15 protein-coding genes are annotated in these 14,518 nt (G+C 60.8%); 1 reads left to right on the forward strand and 14 read right to left on the reverse strand.

The genetic code is table 11. The annotated features are described in order from the left end of the window. Positions 1–21 precede the first annotated feature (21 nt). Genes glmU through B5495_RS09400 form a run of 3 tightly spaced genes read right to left on the reverse strand, consistent with a single transcriptional unit; the run spans position 22 to position 3,361 of the window. Positions 22–1,389 carry a bifunctional UDP-N-acetylglucosamine diphosphorylase/glucosamine-1-phosphate N-acetyltransferase GlmU gene (gene glmU / locus B5495_RS09390; RefSeq protein WP_079553220.1) on the reverse strand — a complete coding sequence of 456 codons (1,368 nt, stop codon included), beginning with the start codon at positions 1,387–1,389 and terminating at the stop codon, positions 22–24. 4 nt (positions 1,390–1,393) lie between these two features. Beyond that, positions 1,394–2,500 (reverse strand): FAD:protein FMN transferase, encoded by a 1,107-nt coding sequence (locus tag B5495_RS09395; protein ID WP_079553222.1) that lies wholly within the window; start codon positions 2,498–2,500, stop codon positions 1,394–1,396. Positions 2,501–2,560: 60 nt separating this feature from the next. Further along, the gene (locus tag B5495_RS09400; protein ID WP_079553223.1) at positions 2,561–3,361 is read right to left on the reverse strand and encodes an undecaprenyl-diphosphate phosphatase; all 801 of its coding nucleotides are present in this window, start codon (positions 3,359–3,361) and stop codon (positions 2,561–2,563) included. Positions 3,362–3,553: 192 nt separating this feature from the next. Here B5495_RS09400 and B5495_RS09405 point away from each other — a divergent pair, with 192 nt between their 5' ends. Further along, a complete protein-coding gene (locus B5495_RS09405) occupies positions 3,554–4,735 on the forward strand; it encodes a cation diffusion facilitator family transporter (RefSeq protein ID WP_079553225.1) in 1,182 nt (393 codons plus the stop codon). Here B5495_RS09405 and mgtE read toward each other — a convergent pair. From mgtE to B5495_RS09460, 11 genes are all read right to left on the reverse strand, one after another. After that, complete coding sequence (gene mgtE, locus B5495_RS09410; RefSeq protein ID WP_079553227.1) at positions 4,732–6,150, reverse strand: magnesium transporter; 1,419 nt, start codon at positions 6,148–6,150, stop codon at positions 4,732–4,734. The genes B5495_RS09405 and mgtE overlap by 4 nt on opposite strands. Before the next feature lie 161 nt (positions 6,151–6,311). Further along, entirely contained in the window at positions 6,312–6,734 is a 423-nt protein-coding gene (locus tag B5495_RS09415) for a F0F1 ATP synthase subunit epsilon (protein ID WP_079553229.1), read from the reverse strand. Between the two features lie 24 nt (positions 6,735–6,758). Further along, entirely contained in the window at positions 6,759–8,138 is a 1,380-nt protein-coding gene (gene atpD, locus B5495_RS09420) for a F0F1 ATP synthase subunit beta (protein WP_079553231.1), read from the reverse strand. 64 nt (positions 8,139–8,202) lie between these two features. Continuing rightward, on the reverse strand, positions 8,203–9,087 hold the full coding sequence (gene atpG / locus B5495_RS09425) for a F0F1 ATP synthase subunit gamma (RefSeq protein WP_079553233.1): 885 nt from the start codon (positions 9,085–9,087) through the stop codon (positions 8,203–8,205). Positions 9,088–9,157: 70 nt separating this feature from the next. Further along, positions 9,158–10,702: a F0F1 ATP synthase subunit alpha gene (gene atpA, locus B5495_RS09430; RefSeq protein WP_079553235.1), complete on the reverse strand. Its 1,545-nt coding sequence runs from the start codon at positions 10,700–10,702 to the stop codon at positions 9,158–9,160. A 16-nt stretch (positions 10,703–10,718) separates the two neighbouring features. Beyond that, complete coding sequence (locus B5495_RS09435) at positions 10,719–11,270, reverse strand: F0F1 ATP synthase subunit delta (RefSeq protein WP_079553237.1); 552 nt, start codon at positions 11,268–11,270, stop codon at positions 10,719–10,721. Positions 11,271–11,281: 11 nt separating this feature from the next. Further along, on the reverse strand, positions 11,282–11,752 hold the full coding sequence (locus B5495_RS09440; protein ID WP_079553239.1) for a F0F1 ATP synthase subunit B: 471 nt from the start codon (positions 11,750–11,752) through the stop codon (positions 11,282–11,284). Positions 11,753–11,827: 75 nt separating this feature from the next. After that, positions 11,828–12,055 carry a F0F1 ATP synthase subunit C gene (gene atpE, locus B5495_RS09445; RefSeq protein WP_079553241.1) on the reverse strand — a complete coding sequence of 76 codons (228 nt, stop codon included), beginning with the start codon at positions 12,053–12,055 and terminating at the stop codon, positions 11,828–11,830. Positions 12,056–12,107: 52 nt separating this feature from the next. Next, on the reverse strand, positions 12,108–12,935 hold the full coding sequence (gene atpB, locus B5495_RS09450) for a F0F1 ATP synthase subunit A (protein WP_079553243.1): 828 nt from the start codon (positions 12,933–12,935) through the stop codon (positions 12,108–12,110). Between the two features lie 4 nt (positions 12,936–12,939). After that, positions 12,940–13,353: an ATP synthase subunit I gene (locus B5495_RS09455; protein WP_331712878.1), complete on the reverse strand. Its 414-nt coding sequence runs from the start codon at positions 13,351–13,353 to the stop codon at positions 12,940–12,942. Positions 13,354–13,547: 194 nt separating this feature from the next. Further along, positions 13,548–14,483 carry a ParB/RepB/Spo0J family partition protein gene (locus tag B5495_RS09460; protein WP_079553245.1) on the reverse strand — a complete coding sequence of 312 codons (936 nt, stop codon included), beginning with the start codon at positions 14,481–14,483 and terminating at the stop codon, positions 13,548–13,550. Positions 14,484–14,518: the final 35 nt, after the last annotated feature.

Consider the following 14,518-nt stretch of genomic DNA (forward strand, 5'->3'; position numbering starts at 1 on the left):
CGTCAATGCGTAAAAACAGTCTCAGTCACGTTTGGCGGGGCGCGGCCAGTCGGCCTTTTCACGCTGGGGCGCGCGGGTAATGCCCAGCGCATGGTCGCCAACGTCTCGGGCAATGGTCGAGCCGGCGCCCACCGTGGCGCCCCGGCCCACGTTCACCGGCGCCACCAGTGCGGTATTGGAGCCGATAAAGGCGTAATCGTCGATCCGGGTGCGGTGCTTGTTGGCGCCGTCGTAGTTGCAGGTGATGGTGCCCGCGCCAATATTCACCCCGCGCCCCAGGGTGGCGTCGCCCACGTAGCTTAAATGATTGATCTTGCTGCCTTCGCCAACGTCCACGTTTTTGGTTTCAACGAAGTTACCCACCTTGGCGGCAACCGCCAGGCGTGTGCCCGGGCGCAGCCGCGCGTAGGGGCCAATCTGGTTGCGTCCGGCCGCTACGCAGTGTTCCAGCACGCTGTGGCTTTCCACCACGCTTTCCGCGCCGATGGTGGCATGTTTAATCACGCAGTAGGGGCCGATGTGTACGCCCTCGCCCAGGCTGACATCGCCTTCAAACACGCAGCCCACGTCGATAAACACGTCGTGGCCGCAGGTCAGCGTGCCGCGCACGTCCAGCCGCGCGGGGTCGGCCAACGCCACGCCCTCGGCCATCAACTGCCGGGCGTAGCGGCCTTGCCAGGCGCGCTCAAGGTGCGCCATCTGCGCGCGGTTGTTGACCCCTTCGACCTCGACCTGGGTCGCCGGCTGAGCAGTCGACACGCTCACGCCTTCGGCGGCAGCCATGGCGATCACGTCGGTCAGGTAATATTCGCCCTGGGCGTTGTCGGCCGACAGCTTCGGCAGCCAGCGTTTCAGCTGGGCGGCGGTCATCGCCATGATGCCGGTATTGCATTCGGTCAACGTCAGCTGATCGGCACTGGCATCTTTTTGTTCGACGATAGCCACCGCGCTGCCGGCCGCGTTGCGCACGATGCGCCCGTAGCCGTCGGGATTATCCAGCGTTACGGTCAACAGACCCAGATGCTGCTCGTCGACGCGCTCAAGCAGCGCGGACAGGGTGTCGCGGCGGATCAGCGGCACGTCGCCGTACAGTACCAGCACCTTGCCGTGCCCCAGGTGATCCAGCGTTTGCGCTACCGCGTGGCCGGTGCCCCGCTGCTCGGTCTGTACGCTGAAGCGTACCGGTAGCTCGGCCAACGCTTCACGCAGCACGTCAGCACCGTGACCAATCACCACGTGGGTGCGCTGAGGGGACAGGCCATATGCCGTATCCAGCACGTGGCGCACCATTGGCTTGCCGGCTAGCGGGTGCAGCACCTTGGGCAGGCTGGAGCGCATGCGCGTACCTTTGCCGGCGGCGAGAACGACAACATCCAACTCATCATGCATGGGATTATCCTTGTGTGTCTGCGGCGGGCTCGTCAGCCACCTTGATCTGATGATCCGCCATAAACTCGCGGCCGAAAAACGCGGCAAAGGCGGGGCTTGCCAGACTCTGCCAGCTGTCACCATCACGGATCAGCATCAGCACCTTGAGATCCAGCGCCTGAGCCAGCGCCATGCCTTCCTTATCGCCCAGCACGGTCATTGCCGTGGCCCAGGCGTCGGCCCGGGCGTTGGACGGGTGCACCACGGTAACCGAGGCAAGCGAGTGGGTAATCGGCCGCCCGGTGCGCGGATCAATGGTGTGCGAAAAGCGCTGGCCGTCCTGCTCGAAATAGTTGCGGTAGTCGCCCGAGGTGGCCACCGACATATCCGACAGGGGAATCACGTACTGCGCGCTGCGCTGTTTTGCCTGAGGTTTTTCAATGCCGATATGCCAGGGCGTTTGCGCGTCAGCGTCGCGATAACCGTGGGTGATCAGGTCACCGCCCAGATTAACCAGATAGTTCTCAATGCCCTGCTGGTCAAGGTAATGCGCCACGCGGTCGGTGCCGTAGCCCTTGGCCACGGCGGAAAGGTCGACGAATACGTCCCGGGTACGCCGCGCCCGATTGGCATCGGTATCGACGTTCAGGGCGTCAAAGCCCACCTGTTCAAGGCGCGCGTCAAGCTCGTCCTCGTCAGGAATTGCCTTGGGTTCGGCTTCGGGGCCAAAGCTCCACAGGTTGACCAATCCGCCAATGGTCACGTCAAAGGCGCCGTCGCTTTGCCGGGCCACCTGCTGGCTGATCGCCATCACCTTGATCAGCGGTGCCGGCAGCGTTTGCCACTCGTCCAGCGGCGCGTGATTGAAGGCCACCAGATCGCTGTCGTCGCGGTAGGTCGACATGGCTTCATCGACGCTCTCAAGCTCGGCCAGAAAGCCCTCTTCCAGCGCGTCGGCGTCGCTTTGGGTCAGCGGGTCCGACACGCTGACCTGATAAAAACTGCCAAATACGCCGCCTTCAAAACTGACCGGCGTAGTCAGCGTCTGCTCGCCCTGAGAGCAGCCGGCAACCAGCGCCAGCGCGATGAGACCAAGCCCTGCTGCCAGTGCCCTGACGGTTATATGTCGCATGTTGATTACCTGTCCTGTTGTCTAACCCTTTTAACCCTAAATTGCTGCTGTCTGAACCGCTTAGCCATAAAACAACCACAGCAGCCATACGCCCAGCACAATGCGGTAGATCACGAAGGGCTGCATGCCCAGCCGCTTGATGAACGCCAGAAAGAGGTGGATACACAGATAGGCGCTGATGCCCGCAAGCGCCGTGCCCGAGAGCAGGGTCAGCCAGTCAACCGGCGCGGCCTGGCGACCGAGAGTGATGGCTTCCATGCCGCCGGCCAGCACGATCACGGGGATCGAAAGCAGAAAGGAAAACCGCGCTGCGGCCTCACGGCTCATGCCCAGCATCAGCGCGGCGGTGATGGTAATACCCGAGCGCGACGTGCCGGGAATCAGCGCCAGCGCCTGGGCCAGGCCGATCAGCGCGATATCGCGCCAGCGCAGCTGATACTCGTCGCGGCTGCCTTTATGGCCCCAATCGGCGTAGCCCAACAGCAGGCCAAAGCCGATCAGCGCGACGCCGATAATCAGCGTGGAGCGCATGTTATCCTTCACCACGTCGTGCAGCAGCAGGCCGATAACACAGACCGGCAGCGTGGCCAGCGCCACCCCCAGCGCCAGCCGGGCATCGCGATCCACGGCCTTGCCTTTAAGCGCGGCAAAGCTGCTTTGCAGCATGGCAAAAATCTCACGGCGAAAATAGGCGATCACCGCCAGCAGGCTGCCCATGTGCAGGGCTACGTCGAACGCCAGCCCCTGGTCTTCCCAGGTGGTTAACGCCGGCACCAGAATCAAATGGGCCGAACTCGATACCGGCAAAAACTCGGTGAACCCCTGCACCACGGCTAATACGATGACCTGTAACCAATCCATGCATAACCCTGAGGAAATTAGTAAGAGAAAACCAGTTAGAAAAAAACCATTCGTTGACGGTGAATAACTGGCGCCCAAGAATACACGTCTGCCGCCGCATTGTCCGCCCTGCCCAGCTGCGCGATGGTAGGGTGTTGCGCTACAATGGGCCGCCGCGCCACGAGGAGCGCTGCACGTTGTTAAAGGTTATTTATGAGCGCTAATGCCGACACCCAGGCAGAACAAATGAGCCGCGAAGCCAAACACGTTACCTATGTGGGTGCCTGGCTTAACGGCGTACTCAGCGTGGCCAAGGTTGTTGTCGGTTCCTGGGTCGGCTCGGCGGCGCTGATTGCCGACGGCATCCACTCGTTTTCCGATCTGGTTACCGACGCCTTTGTCCTTGCGGGCATTCATTACGGCCGCCAGGGGCCCGACCACGATCACCCTTACGGCCATGGCCGCATCGAAACGCTGACCACGCTGCTATTGGGCAGCGTGCTGATCTTTGTCGCCGGCGGCATTGCCTGGTCGAGCCTTGAGCGGTTGTTCAGCGGCGAAGGCATCGGCGCACCGGGCATCTGGGCGATCCTGCTTGCCGGCCTTGCGTTGCTCTCTAAAGAGTGGATCTTTCGCTACACCCTGCGCGTGGCCAAGCGGGTCAAATCCAGGCTGCTGGAAGCCAACGCCTGGCATTCGCGCAGCGATGCTCTGTCGACCGTAGTGGTGCTGGTGGCGATGATTGCCGCGCAGTTTGGCTTGGGCTGGGTCGACGCCGTGGCCGCGATTATCGTCGGCCTGCTGGTGGGGAAAGTCGGCTGGGATCTGCTCTGGGAATCCGCCCGCGAACTGGTGGATACCGCGCTGCCCGATGACACTCAGCAGCAGATGCATGAGGTTGCCGAGAGCGTGCCGGGCGTCGAGAGCGTGCACGACCTGCGCACCCGCCAGTCGGCCGGCTGGGTGATGGTCGACTTGCACGTGGTGGTCGCGCAACGCGTCAGCGTCTCGGAAGCCCACGAAATCGGCAACGAAGTCAGCCGTCGCCTGCGCCATGCCTTTCCCGCGCTGACCGACGTCACCTTCCACGTCGATCCCGAAGACGACGCCGGCGAAGGCGATCCCAGCCGCCTGCCGGGCCTGCCGCTACGCCCCGAGGTCGAAGCGACGCTGGACGAACGCTGGTACGCCAATCCGATATGGCGCACCCGCGCCGAGCTGCAGCTGCACTACCTGAACGGCCAGGTCTCGGTCTCGCTGATCATCGGCGATGAGATTCAGCAGCCGCCGCAATGCCTGGCCAGCCAGCTCAAGGCGCTGGCCGACGACGTCGAATGGCTGGGCAACGTCGAAATACTGCTGATTACCCGCGCCACCAGCAGCGCCACCGGCTAGCCGGCGACGTTGGACAACACGGCCGTGGCGATGCTGAAATAGATCACCACGCCGGAGGCGTCGATCAGCGTTGTCACCAGCGGTGCCGAAGCCGTGGCCGGGTCGATCTTGAAGCGCTCCAGCACAAACGGCAGGCACATCCCCAGCAGGCTGCCGAACAGCACGATGGTAATCATGCTGGTGGCCACGATGAATGCGACTGCGTCGCCGCCGCGCATGATGCCGATCGGCGTCACCGCGATCGCCATGGTCAGACCCAGCGAGCCGGCCACCAGCAGTTCGCGCCCCAGCAGTTTGCCCCAGTCCTTCCCGCCCACATCGCCGGTGGCCATGCCGCGCACCATTAGCGTGGCCGCCTGGGCGCCGGCGTTACCACCGCTGCCGATCAATAGCGGCAGGAAAAATACCAGCGCGACCTGGGCGGCAATGGTGTCTTCAAAGTAGGCAATGCCGGCACCGGAAAACAGGTTGGCAAATACCAGCAGCACCAGCCACATCACCCGTTTGCGGTAAAGTGTCCACAGCGGTACACGGCTGATGCCGTCTTCCAGCTGGCCGATGGACATCCCCTTGTGGATATCTTCGGTGGCCTCGGATTCAACCACGTCCATGGCGTCATCGTGGGTAACGATGCCGACCATACGGTTGTCGATATCGATTACCGGCAGCGCGATCAGGTCGTAGCGCGCCACGATACGCGCCACTTCTTCCTGCAGCTCATCCACCGCGGCGCTGATCACATCCTTGATCATGATGTCGTCCACCACCGCGCCGGGGCGCGCCACCATCAGCTGGCGCAGCGACATGGTGCCGATCAGCTCACCGTCGTTTGAAAGCACGTAAAGCTGGTAGACCGTTTCCGCGTCCGGGGCGGTCTGGCGCACGCGCATCAGCGCCTGGGATACCGTCATGCCGCTGGCGATGGCCACATAGTCAGAGGTCATGATGGCGCCGGCGCAGCCTTCCTCATAGCTGGCCAGGCGCTTGAGTTCTTCCCGCTCCTTGCGGGCCATGCGCCGCAGCAGCGCTTCGCGGCGGTCGTCATCCAGCAGGTTGAAGAGGTCGGCACGCTCATCCGAGCCCATTTCTTCGAGCAGCTTCAACACCTGACTATCGTCGAGCGTGCCCACGATAAGCAGCTGATAGTCGCCGGGCAGATAGCCCAGCACGTTGGCCGCCCGGTCGGTGGCCAGAATGTCCAGCGTGGTCACCGCCACGTCGAGGGCGTCGTCTTCCTCGATCAGGGTTTCCAGCACCTCACCGATGTCGGGCGAACGGATCTCGCTGAGCCGATCAGCCACCGCCTCGCGACCGGGCATATCGGCCGGTGCCGCATCGTCGGCCTGTGACGTGGGGGCAATCAGGGCCAGCAGATCATCTTTTACCGCTTCCAGGGTATTATCATTAAGTGCCATGGTTATCCTCCAAGCGGTAGGTGTATCAGCAGAACAGGTCGTTCAAACAATAGCGTGATCGCAAGCATGCGTTTGTGGCTATCTTAACAGACAAAAAAAACGCCCCTTGAATCCGTCGAGGGACTCAAGGGGCGTGGGTCTGGCCGGGTTGCCTGGTGTGGCTAGCGACCCCTGTTGCGCAACAGCTGGATAGTACGCAGCTTGGCAACGGCCTCGGCAAGCTCTGCGGACGCTCGAGTATAGTCAAGCTCGGCAGACTTGTCGTTAAAGGCCTTGAGCGCCTCGCGGCGTGACTCTTCGGCGGCGGCCTCGTCGAGGTCGTGCGCACGAATGGCCGAGTCCGCAAGGATCGTAACCACGTCAGGCTGCACTTCCATGAAGCCGCCGGAAACGAAGAAGTTTTCCTCGTTGCCGCCGTCAAACTTCACGCGTACCGGCCCCGGTTTCAACGACGTCAGCAGCGGGGCGTGCCCCGGCAAAACGCCGAGATCACCCGACGTGCCTGAAGCAATCACCTGCTCAACGCTGCCTGAGTAGATGGATGCTTCGGCGCTGACGATATTGCAAGTAAAGCTATTCGCCATGGCGAATCCCCCTGGTGAACGGGATTACTTCTGCATCTTGTTGGCTTTCTCGACGGCTTCGTCGATAGTGCCGACCATGTAGAAGGCCTGCTCCGGCAGCTCGTCGTATTCACCGTTCAGGATGCCCTGGAAACCGGCGATGGTGTCTTTCAACGACACGTACGTACCCGGTGAACCGGTAAAGACTTCGGCAACGAAGAACGGCTGCGACAGGAAGCGCTGGATTTTACGCGCCCGGGAAACGGACAGCTTGTCTTCGTCAGACAGCTCGTCCATGCCCAGAATCGCGATGATGTCCTTGAGCTCCTTGTAGCGCTGCAGCACGCCCTGCACGCCGCGGGCAATGGCGTAGTGCTCATCGCCGACAACCTGCGGGTCCAGCTGACGCGAGGTTGAGTCCAGCGGGTCGATCGCGGGGTAGATACCCAGCTCGGCAATCGAACGCGCGAGTACCACGGTGGCGTCCAGGTGCGAGAAGGTGGTCGCCGGCGACGGATCGGTCAAGTCATCCGCGGGCACGTAAACGGCCTGCACGGAGGTGATCGAGCCATCTTTGGTCGAGGTGATACGTTCCTGCAGAACGCCCATTTCCTCGGCCAACGTCGGCTGGTAACCCACCGCGGACGGCATACGACCCAGCAGCGCCGATACTTCGGTGCCCGCCAGCGTATAGCGGTAGATGTTATCCACGAACAGCAGTACGTCGCCGCCTTCATCACGGAAGTTTTCAGCGATGGTCAGGCCGGTCAGCGCCACGCGCAGACGGTTACCCGGCGGCTCGTTCATCTGGCCGTAGACCAGCGATACCTTGTCGATAACGTTGGAGTCGGTCATTTCGTGGTAGAAGTCGTTACCCTCACGGGTACGCTCGCCCACGCCGGCAAACACGGAGTAACCGCTATGCTCGGTGGCAATGTTGCGGATAAGCTCCATCATGTTGACGGTTTTACCCACGCCGGCGCCGCCGAACAGGCCAACTTTACCGCCCTTGGCGAAGGGGCATATCAGGTCGATGACCTTGATACCGGTTTCCAGCAGCTCTTCAGACGCTGCCTGGTCGGCGTAACCCGGCGCCTTGCGGTGGATCGGCATGCGTTTTTCTTCGCCGATCTCGCCCGCCTCATCGATGGGCTCACCGAGTACGTTCATGATGCGGCCAAGGGTGGCCTTGCCCACGGGGACAGAAATTGCGGCACCGGTGCTGCTTACTTCAGTGCCGCGCTTGAGCCCTTCGGTGGTGCCCATGGCGATGGTGCGCACGACGCCGTCGCCCAGCTGCTGCTGGACTTCCAGAACCGTCTCGGACTGGGAGACGTCCAGCGCGTCGTAGACCCTGGGCACCGAGTCCCGCGGGAACTCTACGTCAATCACCGCGCCGATGATTTGTACGATATGTCCGCTCATCTTGGTTCCTCTTTAAAACCTGCAAATGAAACCTGTGTGCCGGGAGGTAGTACCTCCCGAGGCGTTATACGGCAGCGGCACCGCCGACGATTTCAGAAATTTCCTGGGTAATGGCGGCCTGACGGGCCTTGTTGTATACCATTTCCAGATCGTCGACCAGGTCGCCGGCGTTGTCGGTGGCGCTCTTCATGGCAATCATGCGCGCCGCCTGCTCGCAGGCGCCGTTCTCCACAACCGCCTGATATACCTGCGATTCGATAAAGCGAACCAGCAGGCTATCGAGCAACGCCTTGGCATCCGGTTCATACAGGTAGTCCCAGCTTCGGGGACGGGCATTTTCCTGATCCTGCTCGTCGTCGCCCACGTCGGACGACAACGGCAGAAGCTGGCGCACCGTCGGCCGCTGCGTCATGGTGTTAACGAATTCGTTATTCACCACGTACAGGCGGTCGAGATGGCCTTCGTCATATGCTTCGAGCATGACCTTGACGCTACCAATCAGATCGTCGGCCCGGGGTGTTTCACCCAGGCCACTTTTGGCTGCCACCAGCTTGCCGCCATATTTGTTGAAAAAGCTGCTCGCCTTGCTGCCCAGCGCACAGAACTCGAGCTCTGCGCCCTGGTCACGCCAGGCGGCGGCGTCTTTCACCGCGGTCTTGAACAGGTTGGTATTCAAGCCACCGCAAAGACCACGATCCGACGACACCACGATATAACCGACGCGCTTGACCTCGTCACGCGCCACCGTATAGGCGTGCTTGTACTCGGGGTTGGCATCGGCAATGTGGGCCACCACGTTGCGGATCTGCCGGGCGTAAGGCTGGCTGGCCTTCATCAGATCTTGTGCTTTACGCATTTTCGATGCAGCGACCATTTCCATGGCGCTGGTGATCTTCTGCGTATTTTTGATGCTCCCGATCTGGGTGCGTATCTCTTTTGCAGCTGCCATAGCGATCTACCTTTCGTTCGTGGCTCTCAGAGAAGAAGGCAGGCTCACCCTGCAAGGTGAGCCAGGCGCTTTACCAGGTCTGAGTGGCCTTGAACTGTTCAAGAACCGACTTCAGGCCAGCCTTGATCTCATCGCCGTAGTCGCCAGATTCGTTGATCTGATCCAGCAGCGTTGCGTGCTCAGCCTTGGCGTAGTCGTGCAGGGCGTTTTCAAAGTCCAGCACCTTGGCTACGTCAACGTCGTCCAGATGGCCTTCGTTGGCGGCATACAGCGACAGCGCCATTTGCGCCACGGACATCGGCGAATACTGCTTTTGCTTCATCAGCTCGGTCACGCGCTGACCGTGCTCAAGCTGCTTACGCGTGGCTTCGTCAAGATCCGAGGCAAACTGCGAGAATGCCGCCAGCTCGCGATACTGCGCCAGCGCCAGACGAATGTTGCCGCCGAGCTTTTTGACGATCTTGGTCTGCGCCGAGCCGCCCACGCGCGAGACCGAAAGGCCTGCGTTGATGGCCGGACGGATCCCTGAGTTGAACAGATCGGTCTGCAGGAAGATCTGACCGTCGGTGATCGAAATCACGTTGGTCGGAACGAACGCGGACACGTCGCCGCCCTGGGTCTCGATGATCGGCAGCGCGGTCAGCGAACCGGTCTTGCCCTTCACTTCACCGTTGGTGAACTTCTCGACGTAGTCGACGTTCACGCGAGCGGCACGCTCGAGCAGACGCGAGTGGAGATAGAACACATCGCCCGGGTAGGCTTCACGGCCCGGCGGACGGCGGAGCAGCAGCGATACCTGACGGTACGCCACGGCCTGCTTGGACAGATCGTCATACACGATCAGGGCATCTTCGCCACGGTCGCGGAAGTATTCGCCCATGGTGCAACCGGCGTAGGCCGCGAGGAACTGCATGGGTGCCGGGTCGGCAGCGCCGGCGGCAACGATGATGGTGTGCTCCATCGCGCCGTGCTCTTCGAGCTTGCGCACCATGTTGGCAACGGTCGACTGCTTCTGGCCGATGGCCACATAAACGCAGGTAACACCCTTGCCTTTCTGGTTGATGATGGCGTCGATGGCAATCGCCGACTTACCGATCTGACGGTCACCGATGATCAGCTCACGCTGACCGCGGCCGATCGGCACCATGGCGTCGATCGCCTTGAAACCGGTCTGGATCGGCTGGTCAACGCTTTGGCGGGTGATAACGCCGGGCGCGACTTTTTCTACCGCGTCGGTCATCTTGGCGTTGATGTCGCCCTTGCCGTCGATGGGGTTACCCAGCGCGTCAACTACGCGGCCAATCAGTTCGGGGCCGACCGGCACTTCAAGAATGCGGCCGGTGCACTGAGCGACCATGCCTTCTTCAAGCTGCAGGTAGTCACCCAGTACTACAGCGCCAACGGAATCGCGCTCAAGGTTGAGCACCATGCCGAAAATGCTGCCGGGAAATTCAATCATTTCACCAAACATCGCGTCTTCGAGGCCGTGAACTTTCACGATACCGTCGGAAACGCTGACGATGGTGCCCTGATTACGGGCTTCGGATGCGACGTCAAGCTTCTCGATACGCTGCTTGATGATGTCGCTGATCTCGGAAGGATTCAGTTGCTGCATGCCATGTCCCTCAAACTCAAGTGGTCAGCGCTTCGGAAAGGCGGTTCAATCGACCGCGCACCGAGCCGTCGATAACGGTATCGCCGGCGCGCAGGATGGCGCCGCCAATCAGCGACTTGTCCACCTGAGTGGTAATAGAGATGTCGCGATTCAGACGTTTTTTAAGCGCGTTGAGCAGCGTCGTTTGCTGCTTCTCATCGAGCTTAAAGGCTGACGTCACGTTTACGTCGATACGCTGCTCGTGCTCCGCGCGCAGCTGTTCAAACTGAGCGGCAATGGCGCCAAGGGCGCCGAGGCGATGCTGCCCCGCCAGGTTGGCAAGGAAACGCTCGAGGCCTTTCCCTGCTCCCTTGGCTGCTTTGCCGTCCGCCAGCAGGCCGGTCAGAAAGGCGACTTTCTGCTCGTTGGCCAGCCGGGGGCTGCTCAGCAGACGGCTCGCATCTGCGTCGAGCGTCACTTGACCCAGCAGGGTCAGTGCGTCAGACCAGGCCGGTAGCGCATCGTGATCGCGCGCATATTCAAACGCTGCCTTGGCGTAAGGACGAGCGACGGTAAATTGTTCCGCCATGGTTCACCTCCTTACAGTTCGGCAGCCAGCTCATCAAGCAGCTTGCGATGCGCTTTCTCGTCGACAGCACCTTCCAGCACGCGCTCGGCGCCGAGTACCGCAAGATGGGCGACCTGGGCGCGCAGCTCTTCGCGAGCGCGCTGCATGTCCTGCTCGATAGCGGAGCGAGCACCGGTAATCATGCGCTCGCCTTCGGCGCGAGCCTGCTCGCGTGCATCTTCGACAATGTGCGCGGAACGGGTATTCGCCTGCTCGAGAAGCTGCGACGCCTGCTCTTTGCTTTCACGCAGCGTCTTCTCTGCCTGCTCTTGCGCCATTTCAAGGTCGCGAGATGCACGGCTGGCTGCGTCCAGACCATCAGCAATTTTCTTCTGGCGCTCATGGAGCGCATTGCTGATCGGCGGCCACACATACTTTATGCAAAACCAGACAAAGATCGCGAAGGCGATCGTCTGCCCGATTAGCGTCATGTTGATATTCACAGGGGTGTACCTCTGACAAGTTCGTGGCGACCGGAGTGAAACAAAACCGAGCGGCCAGCGCCCGGTCAAACTTGTTTAACCGGCAACAACGAAGATGAGGTACATCGCGATACCAACGCCGATCATCGGCACGGCGTCGAGCAGACCTGCCATGAGGAAGGTTTTAACCTGCAGCTCATCACCCATTTCCGGCTGACGCGCAGTAGCTTCGATCAGCTTGCCACCCAGGATGGCGAAGCCAATGCCGGTGCCCAAAGCGCCCAGGCCGATCATGAGGGAAGCGGCAACGTAGATGAGTTCCATGGTAGTACTCCTAGAGGTTAGGTCAGGTTATGGGTTTAAAAGTGTTGCTTGGTTAATGGCGTTCGTGTGCAGCGTTCAGGTACACAACGGACAGCACGGTAAAGATGAAGGCCTGCAGGGTGACTATCAGAATGTGGAAGATAGCCCAGGGCACATCCAACAGCCAGATAGCCCAGAACGGCAGCAGGGCGATCAGGATGAAGATCACTTCGCCGGCAAACATGTTGCCGAACAGACGCATCGCAAGGCTGAACGGCTGAACCAGCAGCGCGACAACTTCAAGCAGCAGGTTGAACGGGATCAGCGCCCAGTGGTTGAACGGCTTGAGCGACAGCTCGCGGGCAAAGCCGGCGACACCTTTAATCTTGAAGTTGTAGTAAAGCACCAGCAGGAACACGCCCAGCGCCATGCCAAACGTGGCGTTGAGATCGGTGGTCGGCACGATTTTCATCTGATCGACGCCCAGGCTTGCGAACACGCCGGGGAAGTAGTCGACCGGAATGATCTTGAGCGTGTTCATCATCAGGATCCAGACGAACAGCGTCAGTGCCAGCGGCCCGATAATGGGGTTTTCGTTACGGAAGGTAGAGCGGGTCAGGCCTTCGATAAACTCGAACGTGATTTCGACGATGTTCTGCATCATGCCGGGCACGCCGGTTGTCGCAGCGTTGCCCACTTTGCGAAACAGCCAGATAAACAGAAAACCCATGGCGATGGACCAGCCCATGGTGTCAACGTGGATAGCCCAGAAGCCCATGTCGCTAGCCTCTGCGGCGTTTTGTGCAAACGACCAGCCGTTGTCCGGATGCAGCCCGAATGTCAGGTTCTGCAAGTGGTGCTGGATATAATCAGCTGGCGCGACTACGTTTCCTGCTGCCATGACGCTAGTTACCTCGATAAGTTGAGCGTTGCCGCCGCAAAAGCCAGGGACCCAGCCAATGCGTGAGAACGACCGCTACGTAAGCACTAAAGAAGAAAGCGGGGTTTGAAGGGGGCGCTGCGACAAATAACAGCGTGAAAAGCGCCACCGTCAAACCAAACTTACCCATTTCGGCGCGTAACAGGCGCTTGGCGCCCTGTAACGCACCCAGGCGAGGGTTCAGGATACCCGCCCGCAGCACGAACATGGCCTGCGGGATGATGGCAACGAGCGCGCCCTTAAGCGCTGATAACACGCCATCGCCACCGTCCGCGATGAAGCCCCAGAGCATGCCGGCAAGGGTCACGCCTGCCTGGGCGATGGCCAGCCGGTAGACATACCCCCGGCGGCGCTTGAGTCGGTTTCGTTGCATCGTCATTCAGGCCATGTTCCAGAGCATGCGTCTCAAGGGCGCAAGCCCGTGTGATCACAGCCTGCAAAATCATGCGCGATTATAGGGAAGCGCTATCACTCCTTCAACCGAACAGCGCATTTTTTCGACGTTATCGCGCTATTTTGCGACCAATACGCAAGATTTTAGCGCAGTTGGACGCGCCAGATTTAATAAGCCTGCTAGCGAATATGCCCGAGGATACCGTCCAGTTCTTCAAGGCTGGTGTAGCGGATGGTCAGCGCGCCCTTGCCTTTTTTGCCCTGTTTGATGGAAACCGGTGCACCCAGCTGTTCGCTAAGCCGGGTTTCCAGGCCCGCCACGTCGGACGAATTTGCCTGGGCGGCCGGCTTCCTGGGAGGAGACGCCGTCTGTGCCGCCACGTTTTTCACCAGCGCTTCGGTAGCACGCACGGTCAGGTCCTGATTGACGACGTCGTGGGCCACACGGCGCTGCTGTTGGCCTTCAAGCGCGAGCAGCGCCCGGGCATGCCCCATATCCAGATCGCCGCGTTCCAGCAGGGTCTGCACGTCGGTTTCCAGACTCAACAGGCGCAGCAGGTTGGCGACCTGGGTGCGCGATTTGCCCACGGTATCGGCAATTTGCTGCTGGGTGAGCGAGAACTCGTCGCTCAGGCGCTTGAACGCCAGCGCTTCTTCTATCGCGTTGAGGTTTTCACGCTGAATGTTTTCAATCAGCGAAAGCGCCAGCGCGACGTCGTCGCCCACGTCACGAATAATCGCGGGAATAACGTCGAGTTCGGCAAGCTGGGCGGCACGAAAGCGGCGTTCACCGGCAATGATTTCGTAGCGTTGCTCACCCACCGCGCGCACCACGATGGGCTGCATGACGCCCTGGGCGCGAATGGAGTCGGCCAGTTCTTCAAGCGCTTCGGGATGAAAGTCGCGCCGTGGCTGATATTTGCCCCGAGCGAGCTGGCCCAGCGGCAGTCGCTCAAGACGCTCGACAGTTGCTTCGGCATCGCCGGCGGGCACCGCCGTCGCATCATCAAGGGCGAAGCTGGTCGCTTCAGCGGTCAGTTCCAAACCATCACGGTGGCGGGCACCGGCGCCGATCAGAGCGTCCAGCCCGCGCCCCAGCGCACGTTTACGCGTCATTCGCTTTTCCTCGTCATCAACCGAACGTTCATCAA

It is taken from the genome of Vreelandella subglaciescola (assembly GCF_900142895.1).
Classification (GTDB): domain Bacteria; phylum Pseudomonadota; class Gammaproteobacteria; order Pseudomonadales; family Halomonadaceae; genus Vreelandella; species Vreelandella subglaciescola.